Here is a 21,893-nt window from a genome sequence, read left to right on the forward strand (position 1 = left end):
CGAGATCTCTCCCTCATGCTCATCCGAAAAGTGTCTGCGCATCGCGTCCAATCGGCTGCTCCTCGTCGTGCCAGCGACGCGGCCAAGTGGATCTCCGCGTCTGTATGCAAGCTAGGCAGAGATGCGGACGAGCGGCAGCCCAATTCGAGATGACCGCGAGTGCCACTTTCGTAGGGTGAGTGGATGGTACGCCCGCGCACCTCGAAAGAGGGGTGTCGCGGAACCGCTTCTGTAGCTGGTCAGTTGAGGCACGCGGGCCTATGTTCATAGATCAGGGAGAGTGGAATGCGAGCGATGCAATTGCGTGCCGGAGCGGGCGATGACCTGCTCATGGCAGTTGACGTGGAGAGGCCGGAAACTGCACCGAGCGAAGTATTAGTCGAGGTGCACGCAGCTGGAGTGATCCCGACGGAGCTCGACTGGTGGCCCAGCACGCATCATCCGGACGGGTCTCCGCGGCAAGACGCCGTGCCGGGTCACGAGTTCTCTGGCGTGATCGCCGGAGTCGGAAGCGACGTGCATCGCTGGAGCGTGGGCCAGGAAATCTACGGCATGAACGACTGGTTTGCGGCGGGAGCGATGGCGGAATACTGCACCGCGCTGCCAGCGAGCATCGCGACGAAGCCGGCATCGCTGAGCCATGCGGAGGCAGCGACGGTGCCCATCAGTGCGCTGACGGCATGGCAGGGTATGGTGGATCGCGCGCAAGTGCAACCGGGCGAACGAGTGCTGGTGCAGGGCGGCGCAGGCGGCGTGGGTATGTTCGCCGTCCAAGTGGCGCATCTGCACGGCGGGCGCGTGACGGCTACGACCTCAGCATCGACGCTGGACCTGGTGCTGAGCCTTGGCGCAGAGGACGCGATCGACTACCGATCCAACAACGGGCGGCCTGAGCTCGGCCAATTCGACGTGGTGTTCGACACTGTGGGCGGCGAGACTCGCAGCCGCCTGCCGGAGCTTCTCGCGCCCGGCGGTAGGCTCATCTCCGTGGCGGCCGACGCTGAAGTGACGACCGACCCGGTCGCGCGTGCGGCCTACTTCATCGTCGAGCCGAACCAGAGCCAACTGCAGCAGGTAGCGGCGCTGATCGATGCGGGGCGGCTGAAGACGTTTATCAAAGCCGAGGTACCGCTGGCCGACGCTGGACGGGCCTATGCGGGGCAATTAGCGACTCACAGCCGTTACGGGAAAGTAGTGGTGCAGGTGCGGCCGGGATGACTGCATCACCCTTCGGTTCGATAACTCCAGGTCTCGTCTCTAAGTCTCGTCCCTAGCAAGAGAGCTGTACGAGCCGCGAGGTGTTAGCGCGGCCGGACTATACTGATCGCCCGGTCGCACGTATCTGGCGTTGTCTGAGGTGCCATGACCAATGGAATGATCACGATCCTGACAGTGGACGACCATCCGCTTGTGCGCGACGGCATCCGCTTCGCTGTCGAGTCGCAACCGGATATGCAGATCGTGGCCGAGGCTGACAACGGGCAAAAAGCCGTCGAGTTGTTCGGGATCCATCATCCGCAGATCACGTTGATGGATCTGCAGATGCCGTTGATGAACGGCATCGACGCGATCCTGGAGATTCGGCGCAGTGCGCCAGGCGCACGCGTGCTGGTGCTCACGACATACTCTGGCGATGTACAGGCCGCACGAGCGCTCCGGGCTGGCGCGGCGGGTTATGTGCTGAAAGGTTCGCTTCGCAAAGAGCTAGTGCAAGCCATTCGGGATGTGCATGCCGGCCGGCAGCGCATTCAGGCAGAGATTGCGAGCGAGCTGGCGGAGCACTACTCCGCAGACAGCCTGTCTTTGCGTGAGGTCGAGGTGCTGCGCGGCGTGGCTGCAGGCTGCTCCAACAAGATTGTGGCTGAGCAGCTCCGCATTACCGAGGACACCGTGAAGGGACACATGAAGAGCATCATGGGCAAGCTACAAGCCAATGACCGCACGCATGCAGTGATGATTGCGATGAAGCGCGGCTTTCTTGATACGTAACACCGCAGCGCACCTAACAAAAACGGGAGGGCGGCCGGAGATGAGCAAGATCGTTCTTGCGAAGGCCATCCCTACCTGCATGCTCCTCTTATTAGGACTGCTGCTGCCCTGCCTGCGAGCCGCGGCCGAGGGCGAGCGATGGCACGCGGCATCCATGCGACTGCCCGCGCGTCAGGCCGCACCCCCGCTGGAGGACATGGCGCACACCAGCTGGACACGCCGCGACGGCGCGCCCAGTGACATCGCCGCCCTCGCGCAGACCAGCGAAGGCTATCTGTGGATCGGCTCACGACTGGGCCTGTTCCGATTTGACGGTTTGCAGTTTCAGTCCTACCCATTCCACTCGGGCGATCCGCAACTGCCGGCATCAGATATCTCCGCGCTGGCAGCGGATCGCGATGGCGGATTGTGGATTGGCTACCGCATGGGTGGAATCAGCTACCTGAAAGATGGCCGCAAGGTGGACTACGACCGGAGCAGCGGCCTGGTCGGCGAGTCGACGGAGCAACTGGTCTGCCGTGACGATGGCTCCGTCTGGGCCACTGCGGATGGGCGGTTGATGCACCTCGACGGCTCACGGTGGCAGAACTACTCGGCAGCCCACGGGCTCGATTCAGATGGCTTGTACAGCCTCTTCTTCGATCGCGACGGCGATCTGTGGACTGCGGCCAAGCAGCACGTGTATGTACTGCGACGGGGCGAGCGGCGCTTTGTTGCGGTAGCCGAACCGGGCACGACAGTGAACCAGTTTGCACAGCGGCCGGATGGGCAGATCTGGGTTACCGATGCGTGGAAGAGCGTGCGTCCGCTCGAGCCCGATGGCAAGCGGCCCCAGGGCCAGCCGCAGCCCGTCCGGGTCCCCGGCGTTCCCGTCATGGTAGTGGATCGACAAGGCAGCCTGTGGCTGGCGCATGACTTCGGCGGTCTGACCCGGATCCGCTTCCCCGGCGGCGATAGGCGCGAGGTGGACAACTACGGCGCTGGCAACGGGCTGACTGATGGACAGACCCGCGCACTGCTGGTGGATCGCCAGGGCAGCGTGTGGGTCGCGACTGCGCGTGGACTGGACCGCTTCCGTCACTCGCCAGTGCGGCAGTTCAGTGGCGTTCGCCTGGACTACTATCCGGCGCTGGCGGCCGACCGGACGCAGGGGATCTGGTTCAACGACATGGACAAGCCGCTGATGCGGCTGCGCAATGGACAACTCAGCTTCATCGGCGTGGGACACGGCAGCAGCACTCTGTTTCAGGATGGCTCCGGAGGCATGTGGCTGCTGGACCCGATCACGCATGAGTTCTTTCGTTACCCGGAGAGCGGTGGCGAGCCCGAGCGTATCGCGATGCCCGAGGTCGCCCGCGATGTGGAGACCTGGTGCCTGGGGCAGGATGTCGATGGCGCGCTGATGGCGGGATTTGAAGGGCACGGACTGTGGCGCTACCGCGGGCAATGGCAGCGGATGAGCGACTCGGGGCTGCCCCAGGAGTCTCCGCTGTCGCTGATGCGCGGCGCCTGCGGCCGGGTCTGGCTGGGCTACGCACACAACCAGGTGGCGCTTCAGGACGGCAGCGGCTGGCATCTCTACGGTCCGGCACAGGGGCTGGAACTCAACTCGGTCTTTGCCTTCTACGACGAGGGGGAATTGATGCTGGCCGGCGGGTCGGATGGACTCGCGTTTCGCGATAGGCGGGGATTCCACAATCTGCGCCTGCGGGAGCCTGGATTGCTGCGCGGGATCTCCGGCATTGTGCGCGACCGCTCTGGCGACCTTTGGTTGAATGCCGGGCTGGGCGTGCTGCGGCTGCCAGCGTCGGAGTTACAGGCCGCGCTACATGATCCGCACTACCCCATGGATTTTCAGCTACTGAACGAGCGAGATGGGCTGATTGGCTCGCCCGCGCAGACCAAGCCCACGCCTTCCGCGGTGATGGATCGCGACGGCACGTTGTGGTTTGCTACGTCAGGGCATCTGGTCTCTGTCGATCCTGCACAGGCACGGCTGGAAGGCGCAGCGCCCAATGTTCTGCTGCAGGCGGTGTTGGTGAACGGCAGCGTCAGGCGGCCTGCTAGCGACATGAGCATCGTCGAGGATGCGCACCGACTGAAGACAGTCGAGTTCGACTACATCGGCGTGGATCTGCAGGCGCCCGACCGCGTGCACTACCAGTACATGCTGGAAGAGCAGGACCGCGAATGGCAGGAGGTCGGCACGCGGAGGCAGGCGTACTACACCAACCTCGCACCCGGGCGGTACCGGTTCCGGGTACGCGCGGCCAGCGGCACGGGTCAGTGGAGCGAACTGTCTGCGCCGCTTGCGCTCACGATCCATCCGGCGTTCTACCAGACGGGCTGGTTCTACTTGGCGATTGCGCTGCTGGCGTTGGGAATGCTGTGGTTGATCTATCGAATCCGGCTGCACGCGATCACAGCCAAGATGCAGGAGCGGCTGGAAGAGCGCGCCGGGGAGCGGGTGCGCATCGCCCGTGACCTGCACGACACTCTGCTACAAGGTGTGCAGGGACTGGTGCTCAGGTTCCATTACGCCGCTGAAAAGCTACCGCCAGACGAGCCGGTTCGCGAACTGCTCATGACCGCGCTGGACCGTGCCGACCAGGTGATCGGTGAAGGACGGGACAGGGTTCGGCAGCTGCGCGCCGATCGCTCTGCGCCCGGAGATCTGGAGCGCGAGTTGGGGCGCGCGATCGAAGCATTGAAGGATGGAACCGCCGCGGAGATTACCTTGTCCGTGACGGGTCATCCGCGTCGGCTGCACGCTACCGTTCAGGACGAGCTCTACTGCGTTGGTCGGGAGGCGCTCACCAATGCGGTGCGCCATGCATCGGCGGCCAAAATTGTTGTCGAGCTCGCGTATGAGACTCGCGTTCTCAGCCTGCGCTGCTGCGATGACGGTTGTGGAGTAGATCAGGACATCCTGCAGGCCGGCTTTCGGCAGGGTCACTTCGGGTTTCTGGGCATGCGCGAGCGCGCCCAGCGGCTTGGCTGCAAGTTGGAATTGCGCAGCGCTCGGGATGCGGGCACGGCTGTGGAGGTGCGGGTTCCGGGACGACGTGCATACGCTCCGGAGAGCCGTGATAGCTGGGCGACGCTGCTGCAACCGGCAAGTGTTCTCGAACCTTCCACTGTCACAGCAGCCGCATCTGCCACGCCGGAGGCGGCCCCGGAGCGCTCTGACAAGCCAGCGAAGCTCTTCGGCGACTGAGATGCTCCGCACGCGCGAACTGCACGAGCCGTGCGGAGCAGAACAGAGACGGTAAGCTCTCAGAGCACAATCGTCGTGACAGAACTGGCCGGTAGCGAGAGACGCAGCGCCTGCGCAGCCAGGCGGCAGTTCACCCTCTTCTCTGTCGTGGCGTTGTTGGTCAGCACCAGCACGCGACTCCCGTCAGGATTCTGTGCTGCGACGTGGTCGACATCGCCGACGGTGCCACGCGTGGCGAAGACGCGCGCGCCACGCCGGATGTGCCGTCCATAGTGCGCGAAGGCCCAGTACATGCCGCTTTGCGTGATCTGCTGCGTTTGGGAGTTGAGCGTGACCACGCCGCCGCAGGAGAACGGCCCGATATTGGGCCTTCCCTTCTCATCGAGCACCAGGTTCCAGCTCACGATGCAACGCGACCAGTTGTTGAGAATGGTCGTGAACTTCGAAGACCACTTGGCCCAGTCGGTCTCGTAATCGGCATCCGTGTAGTCTGGGCCGCCTTCGGTCCAGTACGCGTTCTTGTGGGGGAACATCTCGTGTACGCGTGTCATGGATGATGGGTCGCCGTAGTAACCATGCCAAGCCACGCCATCGACATACTTTGCGAGGTCTCCATCCTCGAACTCATCGACCACGCGACCCCACAAGTTGTAATTGTGGTCGAGAATCCAGATCTTCGTGTCGAGCCCGCTTTTCTCGATTGCCGGCCCGAGATGATCGCGGATGAAGCCAATCTCGTATTCCTGTCCCCACATGGCCTGCGGCATGCGGCCGTCCTGGTCGGTATCGATCTCGTTCTGGACGGTGATTGCGCGGATGTTCACGTGCTCTGCGCGATAGCCTTCGAGGAATTTAACGAAATAGTCTGCGTAGGGCGCAAACGACGCTTTGCGCATCGATCCACCCAGCAACGTGTGGCTGGCCTTCATCCAGGCTGGCGGGCTCCAGGGTGAGGAAAAGACGTACAGGTCGGAATTTGCCTGTTGCGCCTCACGCAGCATCGGCAGGATGTAAGCGCGGTCGTGATCGAGGCTGAAGTGCGCCATTTGCGGATCAGGTTCTGTGGTGTCGTCATAGGTGTAGGCATCACGGGAGTAGTCGCTGGAGCCAATGGTGGTGCGTGCGATCGAGAGACCCAGCCCTTCGGTGCTGAAGCAATCCCGCAGCAGTGCCTGACGGGCGTCCGTCTTCATCTGCGAGAGCAGATAGCAGGTGGCATCCGTGAGTGCGGCGCCAAAGCCGAGGAGATCCTGAAACTGCTGTTCCGGCACGAGCTCGATAGTGTCTGCAGGCGTTGCGTCGCTCGCCGTTGACCAGTTCGGGAGCGTGAGCGGTCGCATCTTGCCGGAACTGGAGGTCTGCCAAGCACGGGGCGGCTGCGGCGCCGCCCAGGCAGCGAGCGAAGGAAGCGCAGCAAGCGAAGGGCCGGCCAGCAAGGCCTGGCCCAGAAACGTACGACGGCTCGTCTGTTGCGACAAGAGACACTCCGCAAGTCGGTAGGAATGCAGACAATGGATTGTCTGGGTAGTCCCGCGATTCTACCTTCTGCCGAGCCAGTTGGCGTCGCCTTTTCTCTGAGCCCGATGGGTTTCCCGTCCGGCGCAAGCCCCGGGATCAGGTGACTATCCGGACTGTCAGCGCCGAAAGCGGCGCTTCCAAGCTGAACCGGCAAGCGCGACGGCATCCTACTTGCTAACTCCCGCAGATATCTCTACAGAGCGTGCAGCATGAAACCAGTCGGTGATCCGGTTCCGCGCATTAACAACGAGCTCGCTGTCGGCGAGGACCTCGACTTCCAGCGGAAGTGGTGGTCGTTCGAACGAGTGGTGTACATCGTCTTTGTCGTCATCGTGCTGCTGGATGTGGCCGGCGTGTTCGGCCGTGGCTATTTCGCAAAAGCGGAAGCGACGATCTCTGGGGGCGCGGCGCACCTGAAATACGAGCGAGTGCAGCGCGTGGGCACACCTTCCATCCTCTCGGTCGAGTTTGCACCAGACACAGCGGAGCAGGGACAAGTGCACATCTGGATGGATGGCGCGTTAACGAAGGCTCTTGGCAATCAGCGCATCGTTCCGCAGCCAGTGACAACGACGCTCAACAAGAATGGGTACGAGTACAGCTTTCGCGCATCAGACCCGCCGGCGATGACACGCTTCGCTCTGCAGCCGATCAAGCCTGGGGTGTTTACGCTCAAACTACGCGTCGGCAACCGGTCCGAGAGCCAGTTGCATATCGTCGTCATGCCCTAGAGACGCTCAGGCAGCGCGGCCAGCCGTCTCACCTTTCCCTTTTCGCGCGGGACGCAATACATCGAGCAGCACCTGCTCACCTTCGCGCAGCATGGTGCTTGCATTCGCCATACGCTCCTCACTGTTGCCGGCCTCCGGCAACTGAGCAGCCTCGCGCATGGCGTGGGTCATCTTGCCTGTCATGTAGATCTCCAGAACTTCAGGGTGCACATAGCACTTCCGGCATACCGAGGGAGTGTTGCCTAATCGGCGCGCGACCTCCTGGATGGCCGTCACGACATTCCGCTTGGCCTGCGCCTGCGACTCGAAAGCCTCGGCCTCGCGAAGCAGTACGCACGCCATGACTGTCCCGGCCCAGGTGCGGAAGTCCTTCGCCGTGATGTCGCGCCCACTGATCTCGCGCAGGTACTCATTCACATCCTGCGAATCGATGGCATGCGTCTGCCCATCCTCGTCGAGATATTGAAACAGTTCCTGCCCGGGCAGATGCTGACAGCGCTGGATGATGCGTGCCACGCGGCGATCGGTTAACGCGACTCGATGGCGCACGCCGCTCTTGCCCTTGAAGCTGAACGTGACCTTCGAACCTTCTACCTTGGTGTGCTGATTGTGCAGAGTGGTTAGACCGTAAGACTTGTTGCTGCGCGCGTACTCGGAGTTGCCGACGCGGATCAGTGTGCTCTCAAGCAGGCGCACGACCGTCGCCAGGATCTTCTGACGCGGTAGACCGGGTAGGGCAAGATCGGTTTCGACGCGCTCACGAATCAGCGGCAGCGCCTCGGCGAACTCCATCAGGTGTTCGTACTTGTTACCGTCGCGGGTGGTACGCCAGTTTGGGTGGTAGCGGCTCTGCTTGCGGCCCTTGGCGTCGCGACCGGTGGCCTGCAGGTGTCCATTGGCCACGGGAGAGATCCAGACGTCGCGCCACGCCGGTGGGATGACGAGCGAGCGGATCCGTGCAAGCGTGCTCTCGTCGCGGATCACCTTGCCGTCGGTGCCCACATAGCAGAAGCCTTTTCCGGCACGCCGCCGCCGAATGCCGGGTCGCTCATCCGTGATGTAACGCAGCCCTGCTTCGCGAGCGGATTGTGCAGGCTCCGGCATGGCAGTTGCGGAAGGGTTGGTCGCCATTGTGCATGTGACCGCGGCAGAGTGCTGCGTTGGTCCCCGATCACTCTGATGCACAATTCAGGCAGCAGATGTGAGCGGCTCTGCGGACTTGGTCCCATCGTGTGGAAGTGCCGCGAGCCAGTCAGCGAAGGCGCTCTCCAGACACGCCAAGGCACCGGGCCAGTCTCCTGGCGACGGTTGTCGCATAAGTCGCAGTGACGGATACCACGGACTGGTCGTCCCCTCCGCCATCCAGCGCCAGTCCGCGGCATGTTGGAGCAACACAAACCCGGGCACGCCGAGCGAGCCGGCGAGGTGCGCCGCGAAAGTGTCCACCGTGACGACCAGGTCGAGTTGCGCGATAGTCGCGGCCAGCGCGAGGCAGCCCTCTGCACATCGGCCAATCCCCTGCCACTCCGCGCAGTGTTGGCCGCCCTGCAGATTGATCAGTGTGCAGCGACTCCGGGTAAGGACCGGCTGCAACAGCGGGAGCGGGATCGATCGTGCCGGGTCCCAGTCCCCTGCTGCCCAGACCACGCCCACGCGAGGCTGCCTGCCCCGAACGGCATGCTGCCTCAGCAGCCGCTGCGGCAGACGCAGATAACGCTCCGCAAGCGGCAGGTCGGCTAAGTTCGTGCGGAAGACATAGGGCAACTCCGTTACTTCCGCCTGGACATCCCAGCTTCCAAGCGCCGGGGGCGTGCTCCAGTCCGTGACAGATTCGACTCCGACGGCACAGCGGACCAACTCCTGCATGCGTGGCGGGACCTCCCACGTCACCGTAGCGGCGACGTCTCGGAGCAGCGATGCATAGCGCAGCCCCTGAACCAGATCGCCGAAGCCATGGAGGCAGCGCACCACGACACGCTTGCCGGTGAGGTCTTCGCCCTGCCAGTAGCGGTGCGGATCGGGTCGACCGCGCTGCCGTATGGCATCGCTCTGCTGCCAGCCGAGTTCATAATTGCCGCGGAGCATGAATGCCATCCAACGGCCGGCCGCGCAGGCATCCGGGTCGGCCCCGGCCTGCTCTGCTTGGTCGAGGGCCACCAGAGCGGCACCAAGCTCGCGCGCTGTCAGCCGCTGCTCGGCTGCAAGCAGCAGCGCCTCCGCTGCTGGTGAAAGCTGGCTCACCGAGACTGCCCCGGTCCAGGCGACGGGTAGACGCAGAAGGGCGCGTCCGGCGCCTCGGGCAGCGGCTCCCAGCGGCAGACGTAGACCTCGTCTTCGGGCTGCGCTTCGATCGAGAACCCGGACGAGCGGAGCATCGCCTCGGCACAGGCGCGGTTGGGAATCCACCAATTCGTCTCGTCGTGCGAGTAGCGCTGCTCCACGAAGTAGGCCTTCGGGTAGCCCGGCTCGTTGAAGTGCGCCTCCTCGCGGAAGTCGTAGTCCGGCTGCAGATCGGCAACGGCTCGGCTGCCGCGCTGCATGCTTTGAAAGAGCATCAGTTTGCGCGCGACGTGTTCGTGGATCAGATCCAGCGCCAGCAAGGGATGCCGCAGGTGGTACAGCACGCCCATAAAGATGACGAGGTCGAACTTCTCCCCGAGCGCGCCCACGTCCCACACACTCATGCGACGAAAGTCCACATCCATGCCTTCGACGGAAGCAGCGAAACGCGCCTGACGCAGGTAGTGCTCGTCGTGGTCGATGCCGACGACGCGCTCAGCGCCGCGGCGCTTCATCTCCAGGCTGTAGAAGCCAGCGTTGCAGCCAATGTCGAGCACAGACCAGCCGTGCATGTCCTCGGGCAGCGCATCGCGGAAGCGAGCGTACTTGACCGCCGGGTAGTCGCCGAGGAAGTGATAGGGCGCTGTCTGCACACCGCGCAGCCGCAAATTGTGGAACCACGGTCCGAGCGCTGCGACCTGCTCCTCGAGCTCTGCGGATGATGTGGCAGACGTTGGACTAGACGGGGGCGACGACACCATGGACTCCATCCTGTCTCTCCTCCTTGACGGCTTCGATTACCGGTTGCGAAGCTGCGGCTGCCGACTCCTGACCCTCCAGCAGACGCAGCGCGGCGCGGTAGCCATGCAGTGTGCCAACGTCCACGTAACCGCTGCCTGCACGAATGCCCACGGCTGAGCCGCCACGCCCCAACCACTCGTTCACCAGCGTGCCGAAGTACTCGTCCCGACGCTCCGGCTCGCACCACAACTTGTAAAGCGCATGAAAGACCGCGCCGGGCATTTTGAAGGCGCCCCAGACCCAGTTCGAACGCGCACCCTTCTGCTTGACTTGGATCTCACGCACTGAACCGTTCTCGTCCATGACGACGGCGTCGAAGAACTCCGGCCGCTCGGACGGGAAGAGCAGGAAAGAGAGCTGGTCGTCCGGCAGGCGCAGCAGACCGTTTTCAGGCATCCAGACGGTGTCCGGCAGTCCAACCATCACCGGCTCGTTATCGCGGATCAGTGGAGCCGCGCGGAAGATGGCATCGCAAAGCCCCGCAGGCTGTGGCTGCACAGCATAGACGATGTCAGCGCCCCACAGGCGGGAGCCGTAGTACTCGAGGATGTCGCCCTTGCCGGGCGAGATCACGAAGCAGAGCTTCTGCGCACCGCCGCGGATCATGCGCTCAACCAGGTATTCGCTGACGGCGCGTGGCCGCTCTGTGCCGTTCTCGACGCGGCTGCCAACCGGCAGCAGTTCCTTTGAAAACGCAAGCGGCTGGATGCGGCTGCCCACGCCGGCTGCTGGAATGACTCCCCACATCGGTCCTCCTCCTCTTTCGTGCTGCTCTCTAGGCAGCGCTGCCCCACGCCTCGCTTGTGGCCGCTTCGGTGGTGCCGAGGTTGCCGAGCAGCCGCTCCAGCTCATCCACGCGGCGGTCAGCGGTGTGGTCAGCCAGCGCACGTGCCTGGCCCGCTTCGCCGATGTGTCCGAGCTCTCGATCGGAGAGCGCCAGTGCGGCCAGCACGTCGTCTGCCGTATCGACACGTAGCAACTCCGTGCCGAGCGCGAAGAACGTCTCCAGGCCCTCCCAGTAGTCCGTCAGCAGGGTCGCGCCGCACGCGGCTGCCTCAAAGAGGCGGCCGGATGGACAGTATCCGTAAGCCGCCATCGCGCCGCGAGTCACGTTCAAGGTGGCGCGGCTCGATGCATAGAATGCCGGGTGCAGTGACGGCGGCAGGTGGCGGACGAAGAAGATGTTGTCGCTCCAGGGAAAGCCCTCGGGGTACTGCGCGCCGCCGATAACAAAGCGCTCTTCGGGCATGCGCTGCGCGGGTTTCAGAAGCAGTTCCTCAACAGCGCGCTGCCGGTCCGCCGCATAGGTGCCCAAATAGGAGAGCGTGGCGCGGAACTCCGGCATCGCCGGCATTGGACGATGCGTCTCCGGATCGACCCAGCCGTAGAGCGGCACGACGCGGCGCGCTCCAAGGCGGGACTGAAGCTCGGTGAGCGCACGGCCACCCGTATAGGAGAGCACCAGGTCGAAGCCAGCCAGCCCATCATCGGGAAGATAATCCACGCGGCCGCCCCCGCTCAGGGCTTCAAGCGTGACCGGTGTGTCGAGATCGTAAAAGGCCTTGACGGCTGCGTTCGAGCGAAGGATGAGCGCCGATGCCGCCGGTCCATCCGGACAGTAGCTGCTACACACAGCCAAATCCGCCCGATCGAGATCGCGCGCAGCCGAGCGCTGGACTTCCTCGAGCGAGTTGTAAAGGTGCAGCGTGATACCCGCCGGCAATTCAAGCTCGTCCCGCGTCGAGGCGTAGTACGGCACAACCTTCTCGTAGAAGGAAACCGTGTGGCCACGACGCGCCATCGCTCGCAACAGGGCGCGCCACAGGGTGGCGTGACCATTTCCCCAGGAAGAAGAGATGGTCAGGCCAAAGATGACGCAGTGCATAGAGACCTCAGCAGAACGTTAGCGAAGCAGGTAGGACAGCCGGGACGGGCGCTATTGCTGCTCAGGCTGCGCCCCGCTTGATGCCGCCGCGTGCTCCGCCTCGGCTGCTGGTCTTCTTGGCGGCGGGACGGCCGCTGGTCTTCTTGCTGCTTGCCGATTTTGCGCTTGTATTCTTGGCGGCACTCGTGGCCTTCTTCGTAGCAGACGACCGCCCGGACGAGGCGCTCTTGCTCGTCGCGCTGCGGCTGCCGGTCGAACCAGAGCTGCGCGAGGCGCTGCCGCGACTGCTGCTTGCGCTCTTCTTGGCGCCGGTGCTCTTGGCCTTTGCACTGCTGCTTTTCGTCTTCGCGCCGGCCTTCTTCGCGCTCGAGTTTGTACTGGTCCTACCCGCGGTACTGGTTCTACCCGCGGCTTTCGTACTGGTCTTATTACCGGACTTGGCACTGCTCTTGGCGCTCTTCGTGCTGCGGCCCTTGCCCGAGCCTTTCGACTGGGCGCTCGAGCGAGAGCTGGAGTGACCACTCGCGTGCTCGTCTTCCGGATAGATCAGCTTGTTGAAATTGCTCTGCGCGCCTTCGGCGGTCACATCCTGGTAGATCAGCTCCAGTCCGCTGGCATCGAACTTCTCGAAGAACTCGTCCCAGGAGATCTCCCGAAGGCTGGCGTCATTGTGGTTGGGTGCGTCGGGAAACTCAAAGCGAAGGATGCCGGTCTGATTGCCTCGGTGCGTACTTGCTACTTCGCAGGGCTTGGCGCCGCGCGCCTCCGCCCATTGCTGGATTTCTTCGTGATCTTGCGTCGTCTTCGACAAGGCCATGTCTTCCCTCGCAGTTGGACTACGAGTGAGAAGATTCTTCGCGTCGCAACGCAGGTTGTATGTACATAGAAGCTGCGCTGGACCAGATCATGTGCTGTCGTAGATCATGGCCGCCCGCGCTGCACAAGCGAACGAAGGCGCTCTCGCAAACCGTATCCACATGCAGACTCGCTTCGCCGCTTCGCTCCAGCGGACACTTAGAGGGCCGTCCGAGATGCGCCATTCGCCTACCGAAGCGCCGCAGCAAAACTAGGGTCCGTTCTGCTCCATCGCCAGGATGAACTCGCTACCCAGGCGAAGATGCACAGTGGGCGCGGTGCTGGTTAGCAGCGCGGTACACTGCGGTCCCGCCTCCGGGGTCATCTTGATTCCGCTGAGCCCGACCACGATTCCTGGGCGGACCGTCTTCGGCGGCCCGCCTGGATTGAGGTTTTCGTCTACGCCGGGTCCCAGGCTGTCGACCGCGTTGCTGATGCTCCTTCCGCCGCCCGTCAGTCTCGTTGGCATGGCATCGTGCAACGCCTTCCGTTCATCAGCCGGTCCAACCACGCCGAGCATTCGTAGCGAGAGTGGCTTCCTGTTCTGCCCCATACAGTCTCCCTGGTCGAAGAGGAGAGCCAGTTCGCTGGCGCCCTTGCTGCTCGACGACTCCAGCACCTTCCCATACAGGGTTGCGCCGGCCCGGAGTGTACAACCCGGTCCGATCCATTCATGCACGACCTTCAGGCTCACCGGCTGTCCCGGCTTCGCATGCTTGGAATCGAGCGATCCCATCATCTGCGCTTCAATGATTGCGTCGACAGGCAGATTGCCAGACTGCTGTGCGTAGCGGTCACAGGCAGCGCGCTGAACTGAGTCCCCTGCCGCGGCGCCGGAGGCCGCGATCGACATGGCTCCATTCGGAGCCGTTGCGTTCGGCAGATCAAGCCGAACCAGTCCATCGCGGTAGTCCATTTGGATTGCTGCGCCGTGAAGCATATCGAACCCAAGAAGCCCAGCTATCTCGAATCCGGCGCTTGCATCGATTGTCGATGGATCAAACTCCAGGACTCGAGCCTGGTTGTCGAAGGAGACGTTTGCGAACGTGAAATCGAAGTGGTCCCGGTAGATCTGGATGGTTCCCCCACCCACGGTCGCCAAGGAGTTCGTGAAGTTCATCCTGGTTGACGAGACCAGGTGAGCCACCTCCGATGTCATGGTGCTCATCCCCATGCCAGAATCCAGAGCAAACAACCGCCGCTCCCGGTTGTTCACCAGCACAGGAAGCAGCAGGAACTGTTGCCGATGGTAAACAGGCGCGTAGTTCGTTAATTCAGGCGCGGTAAACCGATCAAGTGGCAGCTTAAGCTCCACCGGGTTCGGCAACGGTGGCAACGGCGCAAGCGTTAATTTCGACGCCGGAAAATTCAACGAAATCAGATACGGAGAGAAGACATCCGTACCGATGAAGCCGTCGCCCTTGTTTGCAAAGGGCGTGTCGCTCACACCCACCAGGCAATCGCGAAATTCGAGCGGGCCGATGTGAAGGCTGTCTACATGGACCGTGTTCGGCATTTCGTTCGCGGCCTGCTCGAGACCATTCTCATCGGCTAACGCGCGGCTGATGTACAGACCGGACGCGCCCGTATCCACGATCAGCTTTGCTGCCTTGCGGGGCAGTTCGACGTCTAGTTGGTATGCGGCGACATGCCTGGCATCCTGATAGGAAGCCAGGAGCGGGAGCGCGATGGCGGATGTGATCGGACTGCTCTTGCACGTTCGTGAATCTTCCGTCAGATGGCCCATCAGATTGTCGATCGTCTCCTGGGCCTGCACCTTCTGATCCGGACTCAGGTCCATTGTGACGATCGCTTTCTGGAGACCTTCTACGTCGTGTGCCGCAGGGCCGACATGGAGCCAAGCCCGCGCTATATCGGGATCTGTAGGATCGATGTCGTACGCGGCCTGCAGTTCCCTGCGCTCCGATGCGTACATCGAATCGATACGAAAGATCCTGCTGCGCAGCAGATGGGCTCTGGGGTAACAGTCGTCTGCCTTGGCCGCAGCGCGCAGCGTCTCCATGGCCACCCAGGGCTGCCCCTTCCGGTATTGCACTTCCGCCAACGCCGTTAGAGTGACCGCGCTTGACGGATCGTGCACCACAGCCAGACTTGCCTGCGCGACGGCGTCGCTCACCCTGCCTTCATGCAGCAGCGTGCGTACCCTCGCAGCCGAGAGCACCGGGTCGTTCGGATTCTGCGACAACGATTGTGCGTAGAGCGATTCCGCGGCCTCGTAATGTCCCTTGGCGTACGCATCTTCAGCCGGGGAGGGGTCATGCGCGCTCACTACCGGGCAGTTCTGCTGGGCCTGAACAGAGAGAGCCACAAGTACCGGCAGGAAAACAGCAATCCTGATAAGCGCAATCCTGGTAATCGAAGACCTGAGTGGCATCGGCCCTGCCTCCCGTGAAGCTGCACAACTCTAATGCATCAGGCCAGAAGCTAGCGCTCCGTGACACGGTGACCTTGGCTGCAAGAGAGGGCACATTCAACCACAGCTTCCGTGATCGGCGAGCAAGTCGCTGCATCCACTAGCTTAGGTGACGGGTGACGAGTTCCTAAGCCACTCACGCGATATCATGAAGGTACCCCTATGCCGGACATTCATCGCAGACCTTCGGTCACCGTCCGCATCGGCGATGTGCGGGTGGGCTCTTCTGCCCCGGTCGTCGTGCAGTCGATGACGAACACGGACACCGCCGATATCGAGAGCACGGTGCAGCAGATCGCCGCGCTCGCCCGGGCCGGCTCGGAGCTGGTGCGCATCACCGTTAACAACGACGACGCTGCCAAAGCTGTGCCGTACATCGTGGATGGCCTGCGTGAGAAGGGCTGGACCACGCCAATCATCGGTGACTTCCACTACAACGGCCACCAGCTGCTGACGAAGTACCCGGCCTGCGCGCAAGCTCTTGCCAAGTACCGCATCAACCCCGGCAACGTCTCGATCGGCCGCAGGGACGACGACAACTTCCGCACCATGGTCGAGGTGGCGGTGAAGCACCAGAAGCCAGTGCGCATCGGTGTCAATTGGGGCTCGCTCGACCAGGCGTTGCTGACCCGCATGATGGACGAGAATTCGAAGCTCGCTGCACCGCTGGACGCGCGCGACGTCATGATGGAGGCGATGGTCCGCTCCGCGCTGGACAATGCTGAAGCAGCCGAGCGCTACGGCCTCCGCCGCGACCAGATCATTCTCTCCGCCAAGGTTTCGGGTGTCCGCGACCTGATCGATGTCTACCAGGCGCTGGCCGGCCGTTGCGATCACGCACTTCACCTCGGACTGACAGAAGCAGGCATGGGGATGAAGGGCATAATCGCCTCGACCGCCGGACTGGCTCCGCTGCTGCTCGCCGGGATCGGCGACACCATCCGTGTCTCGCTCACACCGACACCAGGTGGCGACCGCAGCGAAGAGGTTCGCTGCGCGCAGCAGATTCTGCAGGCGCTCTCGATCCGCTCCTTCGCGCCGCAGGTCACGGCATGCCCGGGCTGCGGCCGAACCACCAGCACCTACTTCCAGGAGCTGGCGCAGCAAGTGCAGAACTATCTGACCGAGTCCATGCCGGAATGGAAGAAGCAGTACCCCGGCGTCGAAGAGATGAAGCTGGCCGTAATGGGTTGCATCGTGAACGGTCCGGGCGAGAGCAAGCACGCCAACATCGGTATCTCGTTGCCAGGCACGTTCGAGGAGCCGAAGGCTCCTGTCTACATCGACGGCAAGCTCGCCGTCACGCTGAAGGGCGACACCATCATTGCGGATTTCAAGCGCATTCTCGACGACTATGTGTCCAGTCACTACGGCAAGCAGCAGCCTGAGCTGACCACTCACTAAGCACCACAGACGGGGGATACTCCGTCTCCGAGAAGCGCAGTACGCTGCTGTCATGCGCACGGCGCTTTTTGCTGCTCTCGTCGCTTCCCTGGTCTGTCCGCTGAGTTACGCGGCCCGCACGTGTCACGCTGCAGAGGATGCCGCCCGCTTTGCCGGCAAGGACACCTGCATCGCCGCCCATATCTACGATGTGGCCGAGCTGAGCGATGGCACCCGGTTCCTCGACACCTGCAGTCCACAGACGAGCGACGCCGAATGCCGGTTCACGATTGCGAGCCTGCCGGCAGACAAACGCGAGGCGGGAGAGCTTGCTGGACTGCTCGGGCACGACGTTCAGATTCGCGGAGTCGTGCACAGCATGGGCGACCGCCACCTGATCTACCTGAGCAGCGCGCGGCAACTGCATGGCGGCCCGGAGAAGTTCCGTCCCAACCCGAAGCTGCTGTCGGGCTTCAACGCAGAGAGTGAGAAGCCCCCTATTCACGCGCCATCCTTGAGCGGCAATCATCACTTCAGCGCGTTCAACCCGCGCCGCTAGCGGAGGCTGCCGGCGTTGGCCTTCAGTTCCGGAAGTGGATAGAACGTGCCACGCCACAGGACTCCCTTGCGGGCGATGGTGAGCACCGTGGAACGCAGCATGGCATACAGAAACAGCAGTGTGGCTGGTGGCATGGTGACGGCCCACAGCAGATTGCCGATGCTGCCCGGCTTCGCCTGCCTGCCCTGCCGATCGGTGAAGAATGGATGCCGCTGGTAGAGCGCCAGCACGCAGGCCAGCGAGATCCCGTTCGGCACGAGCCACCGGCGATCGCGCGGACTGAGCGCCAACCCGGCAAAGGGTAGCAGGAAGAGAACCGCAGTCGACGCTGTGCCGCCGAGCATCATCCCGAGATTGAAGCGGAAGGCGGAGAAGACATTCTTGGTCAGGTTCTCGACCACGCCCCAGGCGCCATGCGCCCAGCGGATGCGCACCAGGTTGCGCCCGGCGACAACATGCGAGCGAAAGCCGGAGTGCTTCACAAGGTAGCCCATGCGCAGGTCTTCGATCACCTCGAGCCGCAGCCGCTCCCATCCGCCCACGGCGTCGTAGGTGGACCGGCGCAGCATGTTGAATGCGCCCACTCCGACAGCGTCCCGCGTCGTGGGATCGGCGACACGCCATACTCGTGGACCCCAGATCGAGAGCACGTGGAGGAAGGCGAGCATCATGTGCTCGCCCGCTGAGGTGGCGACTGCCGTCGGAAGCAGAAGGAGGTGATCCACGCCACTCTCTTCTGCGTAGGCAAGAGCCCGGGTCAGCGCCTCGGGGGCGAAGACGACATCCGCGTCGGTGAAGAGCAGCCACTCGCCGCGGGCCTGCTCCACACCGCGAGCCATGGCGTGCGGCTTGCCCAGCCAGCGCTTGGGCAAGCACGTGATGTGCTCGACGTGGTAGCGGACCGGGGTCGACGCCGCTTCCTCGACTAGGCTGTCCATCACGCGGCCAGTCTCGTCAGTGGAGCGGTCATCTACCGCGATCACTTCGACATCCACATCACGTTGGCCCATCAGCGAACGCAGGCCGTCGGCTACGGCAGCGCCCTCATTGCGCGCGGGCACGATCACGCTGATCTTCCCCTTGGGGCGCTGCGGTGTACGGCGATTGAGGTCCGGCAAGCGCTGCATGCCGACCAGCGATTCGATGGTGCGCGCGGCCCACAGCAGCGCCACTCCCCAACCGAGCACCAGGCCGGCGGTTCTGAGACGACTCACGCGGGCAACTCCTCAGTGGATGGCGACGCGGGGGATGGCAACGCGGGCGCAAATCGCGCACCGTTGAACAGAATGGCCGCGGCGACGACGAGCGCGACCAACGTGATGGCCAGCCCCACTCGCAGCCCATGCCGGTCCGAAACAGCACCGATCAGCAATGGCGACGGCGCGTCGCCGAGCGCATGGATCAGAAACAGATTGAGCGCGATGGCGAAGGACCGCACCTGCGCGCCGACCGAGTTTACAATCGCCGCGTTCAGCGGACCGGTGTTGAGGAATAAAAAGAATTCAGCCACGAATACGGCAGGCACTAGCCAGGCACGCGGCCCGAAGAAGACCAGAAGAGCGGCCGGCAAGGTCAGGGCGGCGCTCCACGCCGAGAGCAGATACAGAGCGCGGCGGTTTGTCTTCAGCCACCGCTGCGCCATCCACGCGCCTCCCGCCGTCCCGAGAATGCCATCGACCACCGTGATGGCGCCGAGGATGCGGGTCGCCCCGGAGAGCGAGTAGCCCTCCACGCGGGAGAGGAAGGTCGGCAGCCACACCGAGATGCCGCCCATGGTGAAGACGAGCATGGCCATGCCCAGCGTCGCGCTCCAGTACCCGGGGTTGCGGAAGATGCCCGTCACTGTGGTGCGGTCGAGTGTGCGTGGCAGGGTGTCGGCAGCGCCGCGTTCGGGTTCCTTCACGAAGAGCAGGATGAGCAGCGCAATCAGCACGCCCGGCACGGCGCTGACCAGAAAGGGCGCACGCCAGCCGTGGCTCGAGCCGAGCTCGCCAGCGATGAGATAGCCGAGCGCGGCGCCGACCGGAATGCTGAGGTAGAAGACGCTGAGCACGCGGTTCCGTTCCTGCTCCGGATACATATCGGCAATCATCGCCGGAGCGAAGACGCTGAACGTCGCCTCACCGATGCCAACCAGTGCGTGCCGAAGGTAGAGCTGGCCATACGTGTGCACGGTGGCGGAGAAGAGCGTCGCAATGCTCCACAGCAGTGCGCCCGTGATGACGAGCGGCTTGCGCGAGATGCGATCTCCGAGCCAGCCGGTGAGTGGCGCGGCGATCATGTATGTCAGAAAGAACGCATTCGTCAGCGCGCCCATCTGCCGGTCGGTCGCATGGAACTCATGCTGCACCAGGGGCTGAACGCCGGGCAGTACGTAGCGATCGATGAAGTTCATCAGGTTGAGCGCGGTCAGCAGGGCGAGTGCCTGCGCGGCCCGCGGGTAGACAGGCGCACGCGACTCGAGGGCCGGCAGTGCGCCGTCCATGGTGGGGACTAGCGCTGGCTCTGCGGACGCGGCCAGCGCGCCGTGACGATGGTAGTGAGCCCGCCACGTGGCCGGAAGTCGCCCTTCACCTCAGCCCACTCGGGATCGCAGGCCTTCACCACATCGTCGAGGACCTGGTTTACGACGTTCTCCTGGAATATGCCCAGGTTGCGGTAGCAGAACAGGTATTCCTTGAACGACTTCAGCTCGAGGCAGCGCTCGCGCGGCATGTAACGCAGGGTGAGCACGCCGGCATCCGGCAAGCCTGTCTTGGGGCACACGGAGGTGAACTCCGGGTTATCGATGACGACCTCGTAGCCGCGAAACTGGTTCTCCCATGTGTCGATCTCGGGAAAGGACGCGGACAGGCCGGCGCGCGCATGTTCGTCGGTGTATCGCGGCGTGGTGACCATAGCCTTCATTGTACGCAAGGGTGCGGGCTGCATCTTTCTGACGCCAAAGCTGATTCGATCGCGTCTTATATACTCAACGACGGTCTGACGAATGGCAGAAAGTAGAAATGGCCGGGGCCGGACCCTCGCCTTGTGGACGCTGGCAGGACTCCTCGTACTACTGATTTACTTCGGAGTGCGCCGGCTGACCCGTGAAGAGCTCCCACTGCGCGTGGCCCATGCCACCGTGCAGGACCTTGTCACGACCGACAGCACCAACGGCAAGGTGGAGCCGCAGGCCAACTTCGAAGCCCATGCTCCTGCTGCGGGCACCGTTCAGAAGCTGTATGTTCACGCGGGCGATCAGGTGCCCAAGGGCAAGCTGCTGCTCTCGATCGACGATGCGGATGCCCGCTCTCACAGCGCCACCGCGCTCGCCTCCTTGCGGGGCGCACAGGCCGGCTATGAGGCCACATCACAGGGTGGCACGCAGGAAGAGCGCAACGCGCTCGCCGGAGAACTGGCCAAGGCACAGAGCGATCGCGATCAGGTGGAGCGCGACTTGGCTGCGGTGAAGAAGCTGTCGCAGCAGGGCGCAGCTTCGCCGGCCGAGGTGTCGTCTGCGCAGTCACGACTCGATGCGGCAAATCTTGGACTGGCCACGCTCGAAAAGCGGCGCAGCGCACGCTACTCGGCCGCCGACCTGCAGCACTCCCGCGCCGACCTCGAGCAGGCGCAGGCGGCCTACTCTGCAGCGGAAACAGTCGTTGCGGATTCCAATGTGCACGCGCCGTTTGCCGGGACGGTTTATTTCCTGCCCGTGTCGCAGTCGGAATATGTGCAGCCGGGCGCGTTGCTGTTATCCATGGCTGACTTGAGCAAGCTCCAGGTACGCGCTTACTTCGACGAGCCGGAGCTGGGCGCACTCCGCGTGGGCCAACCAGCCACGATCGTGTGGGACGCACTGCCCGACCGCAAGTGGCATGGAAGAGTCCTTCGCCTGCCCTCGACCATCATTACGTATAACAACACCCGCAATGTCGGCGAGGTGTTGTTAAGCGTGGACGATGCTGATGGCAAGCTCCTGCCCAGCACGAATGTGAAGGTCACGGTCACGGAACAGCAGTTGCGCGCAGTGCTCACGGTTCCGCGCGAGGCGCTGCACAGCGAGAACGGCCACAGTTACGTGTATCTCCTCGAAAACGGCGTGCTGCGCCGTCAGGATGTCACGGTGGGCGCGCTGAACCTGACCCAGGTGCAGATCGTGAAAGGTCTGAGCGACAACGCGACAGTGGCCCTGAGCACCACAAATGGAGAACCCCTCGCCGAAGGCGTGCCCGTGCACGTCGGTCACTGAGTTGTGC

At 63.4% G+C, this 21,893-nt stretch carries 18 protein-coding genes; 7 read left to right on the forward strand and 11 right to left on the reverse strand.

What is annotated here, in order from left to right:
* The first annotated feature begins 285 nt into the window (after positions 1-285).
* The 3 genes from AC5IJH_RS06140 (at position 286) to AC5IJH_RS06150 (ending at position 5,206) form a co-directional block, all read left to right on the forward strand.
* The gene (locus AC5IJH_RS06140) at positions 286-1,218 is read left to right on the forward strand and encodes an NADP-dependent oxidoreductase (RefSeq protein ID WP_491901927.1); all 933 of its coding nucleotides are present in this window, start codon (positions 286-288) and stop codon (positions 1,216-1,218) included.
* A gap of 144 nt (positions 1,219-1,362) precedes the next feature.
* Complete coding sequence (locus tag AC5IJH_RS06145; protein WP_491901928.1) at positions 1,363-1,989, forward strand: response regulator; 627 nt, start codon at positions 1,363-1,365, stop codon at positions 1,987-1,989.
* 40 nt (positions 1,990-2,029) lie between these two features.
* A complete protein-coding gene (locus tag AC5IJH_RS06150) occupies positions 2,030-5,206 on the forward strand; it encodes a sensor histidine kinase (RefSeq protein ID WP_491901929.1) in 3,177 nt (1,058 codons plus the stop codon).
* A gap of 59 nt (positions 5,207-5,265) precedes the next feature.
* Here AC5IJH_RS06150 and AC5IJH_RS06155 read toward each other — a convergent pair whose 3' ends face one another.
* Positions 5,266-6,684 (reverse strand): glycoside hydrolase family 30 protein, encoded by a 1,419-nt coding sequence (locus AC5IJH_RS06155; protein ID WP_491901930.1) that lies wholly within the window; start codon positions 6,682-6,684, stop codon positions 5,266-5,268.
* Between the two features lie 249 nt (positions 6,685-6,933).
* Between AC5IJH_RS06155 and AC5IJH_RS06160 the strand changes: the two genes are divergently transcribed.
* A complete protein-coding gene (locus tag AC5IJH_RS06160) occupies positions 6,934-7,455 on the forward strand; it encodes a hypothetical protein (RefSeq protein ID WP_491901931.1) in 522 nt (173 codons plus the stop codon).
* Between the two features lie 6 nt (positions 7,456-7,461).
* Here the strand turns inward: AC5IJH_RS06160 and AC5IJH_RS06165 are convergent, their stop codons facing one another.
* From AC5IJH_RS06165 to AC5IJH_RS06195, 7 genes are all read right to left on the reverse strand, one after another.
* Complete coding sequence (locus tag AC5IJH_RS06165; protein WP_491901932.1) at positions 7,462-8,559, reverse strand: DNA topoisomerase IB; 1,098 nt, start codon at positions 8,557-8,559, stop codon at positions 7,462-7,464.
* An 84-nt stretch (positions 8,560-8,643) separates the two neighbouring features.
* Positions 8,644-9,696: a hypothetical protein gene (locus AC5IJH_RS06170; protein ID WP_491901933.1), complete on the reverse strand. Its 1,053-nt coding sequence runs from the start codon at positions 9,694-9,696 to the stop codon at positions 8,644-8,646.
* Entirely contained in the window at positions 9,693-10,505 is an 813-nt protein-coding gene (locus tag AC5IJH_RS06175) for a TIGR04290 family methyltransferase (RefSeq protein ID WP_491901934.1), read from the reverse strand. The genes AC5IJH_RS06170 and AC5IJH_RS06175 overlap by 4 nt, the downstream gene beginning before the upstream one ends.
* The gene (locus AC5IJH_RS06180) at positions 10,474-11,283 is read right to left on the reverse strand and encodes a nucleotidyltransferase family protein (protein WP_491901935.1); all 810 of its coding nucleotides are present in this window, start codon (positions 11,281-11,283) and stop codon (positions 10,474-10,476) included. The genes AC5IJH_RS06175 and AC5IJH_RS06180 overlap by 32 nt, the downstream gene beginning before the upstream one ends.
* 28 nt (positions 11,284-11,311) lie before the next feature.
* Positions 11,312-12,421, reverse strand: coding sequence for a CgeB family protein (locus AC5IJH_RS06185; protein WP_491901936.1), 1,110 nt, complete (start codon positions 12,419-12,421; stop codon positions 11,312-11,314).
* 61 nt (positions 12,422-12,482) lie between these two features.
* Positions 12,483-13,238 (reverse strand): hypothetical protein, encoded by a 756-nt coding sequence (locus tag AC5IJH_RS06190; RefSeq protein WP_491901937.1) that lies wholly within the window; start codon positions 13,236-13,238, stop codon positions 12,483-12,485.
* 249 nt (positions 13,239-13,487) lie between these two features.
* A complete protein-coding gene (locus tag AC5IJH_RS06195; protein WP_491901938.1) occupies positions 13,488-15,605 on the reverse strand; it encodes a tetratricopeptide repeat protein in 2,118 nt (705 codons plus the stop codon).
* Positions 15,606-15,872: 267 nt separating this feature from the next.
* On the opposite strand from AC5IJH_RS06195, the gene ispG reads away from it, so the two are divergent.
* On the forward strand, positions 15,873-17,114 hold the full coding sequence (gene ispG, locus AC5IJH_RS06200) for a flavodoxin-dependent (E)-4-hydroxy-3-methylbut-2-enyl-diphosphate synthase (RefSeq protein WP_491901939.1): 1,242 nt from the start codon (positions 15,873-15,875) through the stop codon (positions 17,112-17,114).
* Positions 17,115-17,166: 52 nt separating this feature from the next.
* Positions 17,167-17,652 (forward strand): hypothetical protein, encoded by a 486-nt coding sequence (locus tag AC5IJH_RS06205; protein WP_491901940.1) that lies wholly within the window; start codon positions 17,167-17,169, stop codon positions 17,650-17,652.
* Here AC5IJH_RS06205 and AC5IJH_RS06210 read toward each other — a convergent pair.
* From AC5IJH_RS06210 to queF, 3 genes are read right to left on the reverse strand one after another with little or no spacing between them, the layout of a single operon-like run.
* Complete coding sequence (locus AC5IJH_RS06210) at positions 17,649-18,866, reverse strand: glycosyltransferase family 2 protein (protein WP_491901941.1); 1,218 nt, start codon at positions 18,864-18,866, stop codon at positions 17,649-17,651. The two genes, AC5IJH_RS06205 and AC5IJH_RS06210, sit on opposite strands and share 4 nt — an antisense overlap.
* Positions 18,863-20,137: a spinster family MFS transporter gene (locus AC5IJH_RS06215; RefSeq protein WP_491901942.1), complete on the reverse strand. Its 1,275-nt coding sequence runs from the start codon at positions 20,135-20,137 to the stop codon at positions 18,863-18,865. The genes AC5IJH_RS06210 and AC5IJH_RS06215 overlap by 4 nt, the downstream gene beginning before the upstream one ends.
* An 8-nt stretch (positions 20,138-20,145) precedes the next feature.
* Positions 20,146-20,550, reverse strand: a complete 405-nt coding sequence (gene queF, locus AC5IJH_RS06220; protein ID WP_491901995.1) for a preQ(1) synthase — start codon at positions 20,548-20,550, stop codon at positions 20,146-20,148.
* Between the two features lie 91 nt (positions 20,551-20,641).
* On the opposite strand from queF, the gene AC5IJH_RS06225 reads away from it, so the two are divergent.
* A complete protein-coding gene (locus AC5IJH_RS06225) occupies positions 20,642-21,886 on the forward strand; it encodes an efflux RND transporter periplasmic adaptor subunit (RefSeq protein WP_491901943.1) in 1,245 nt (414 codons plus the stop codon).
* Positions 21,887-21,893: the final 7 nt, after the last annotated feature.

It is taken from the genome of Candidatus Dedyshia acidiphila (genome assembly GCF_051025295.1).
GTDB lineage: Bacteria > Acidobacteriota > Terriglobia > Terriglobales > Acidobacteriaceae > KBS-83.

Excerpts from the sequence above, each read along its gene's own strand:
- AC5IJH_RS06140 (WP_491901927.1), top strand. The coding sequence starts at position 286 with ATGCGAGCGATGCAATTGCGTGCCGGAGCGGGCGATGACCTGCTCATG.
- AC5IJH_RS06145 (WP_491901928.1), top strand. The coding sequence starts at position 1,363 with ATGACCAATGGAATGATCACGATCCTGACAGTGGACGACCATCCGCTT.
- AC5IJH_RS06150 (WP_491901929.1), top strand. The coding sequence starts at position 2,030 with ATGAGCAAGATCGTTCTTGCGAAGGCCATCCCTACCTGCATGCTCCTC.
- AC5IJH_RS06160 (WP_491901931.1), top strand. The coding sequence starts at position 6,934 with ATGAAACCAGTCGGTGATCCGGTTCCGCGCATTAACAACGAGCTCGCT.
- AC5IJH_RS06165 (WP_491901932.1), bottom strand. The coding sequence starts at position 8,559 with ATGCCGGAGCCTGCACAATCCGCTCGCGAAGCAGGGCTGCGTTACATC.
- AC5IJH_RS06175 (WP_491901934.1), bottom strand. The coding sequence starts at position 10,505 with ATGGAGTCCATGGTGTCGTCGCCCCCGTCTAGTCCAACGTCTGCCACA.
- AC5IJH_RS06180 (WP_491901935.1), bottom strand. The coding sequence starts at position 11,283 with ATGTGGGGAGTCATTCCAGCAGCCGGCGTGGGCAGCCGCATCCAGCCG.
- AC5IJH_RS06185 (WP_491901936.1), bottom strand. The coding sequence starts at position 12,421 with ATGCACTGCGTCATCTTTGGCCTGACCATCTCTTCTTCCTGGGGAAAT.
- AC5IJH_RS06190 (WP_491901937.1), bottom strand. The coding sequence starts at position 13,238 with ATGGCCTTGTCGAAGACGACGCAAGATCACGAAGAAATCCAGCAATGG.
- ispG (WP_491901939.1), top strand. The coding sequence starts at position 15,873 with ATGCCGGACATTCATCGCAGACCTTCGGTCACCGTCCGCATCGGCGAT.
- AC5IJH_RS06205 (WP_491901940.1), top strand. The coding sequence starts at position 17,167 with ATGCGCACGGCGCTTTTTGCTGCTCTCGTCGCTTCCCTGGTCTGTCCG.
- AC5IJH_RS06215 (WP_491901942.1), bottom strand. The coding sequence starts at position 20,137 with ATGGACGGCGCACTGCCGGCCCTCGAGTCGCGTGCGCCTGTCTACCCG.
- queF (WP_491901995.1), bottom strand. The coding sequence starts at position 20,550 with ATGGTCACCACGCCGCGATACACCGACGAACATGCGCGCGCCGGCCTG.
- AC5IJH_RS06225 (WP_491901943.1), top strand. The coding sequence starts at position 20,642 with ATGGCAGAAAGTAGAAATGGCCGGGGCCGGACCCTCGCCTTGTGGACG.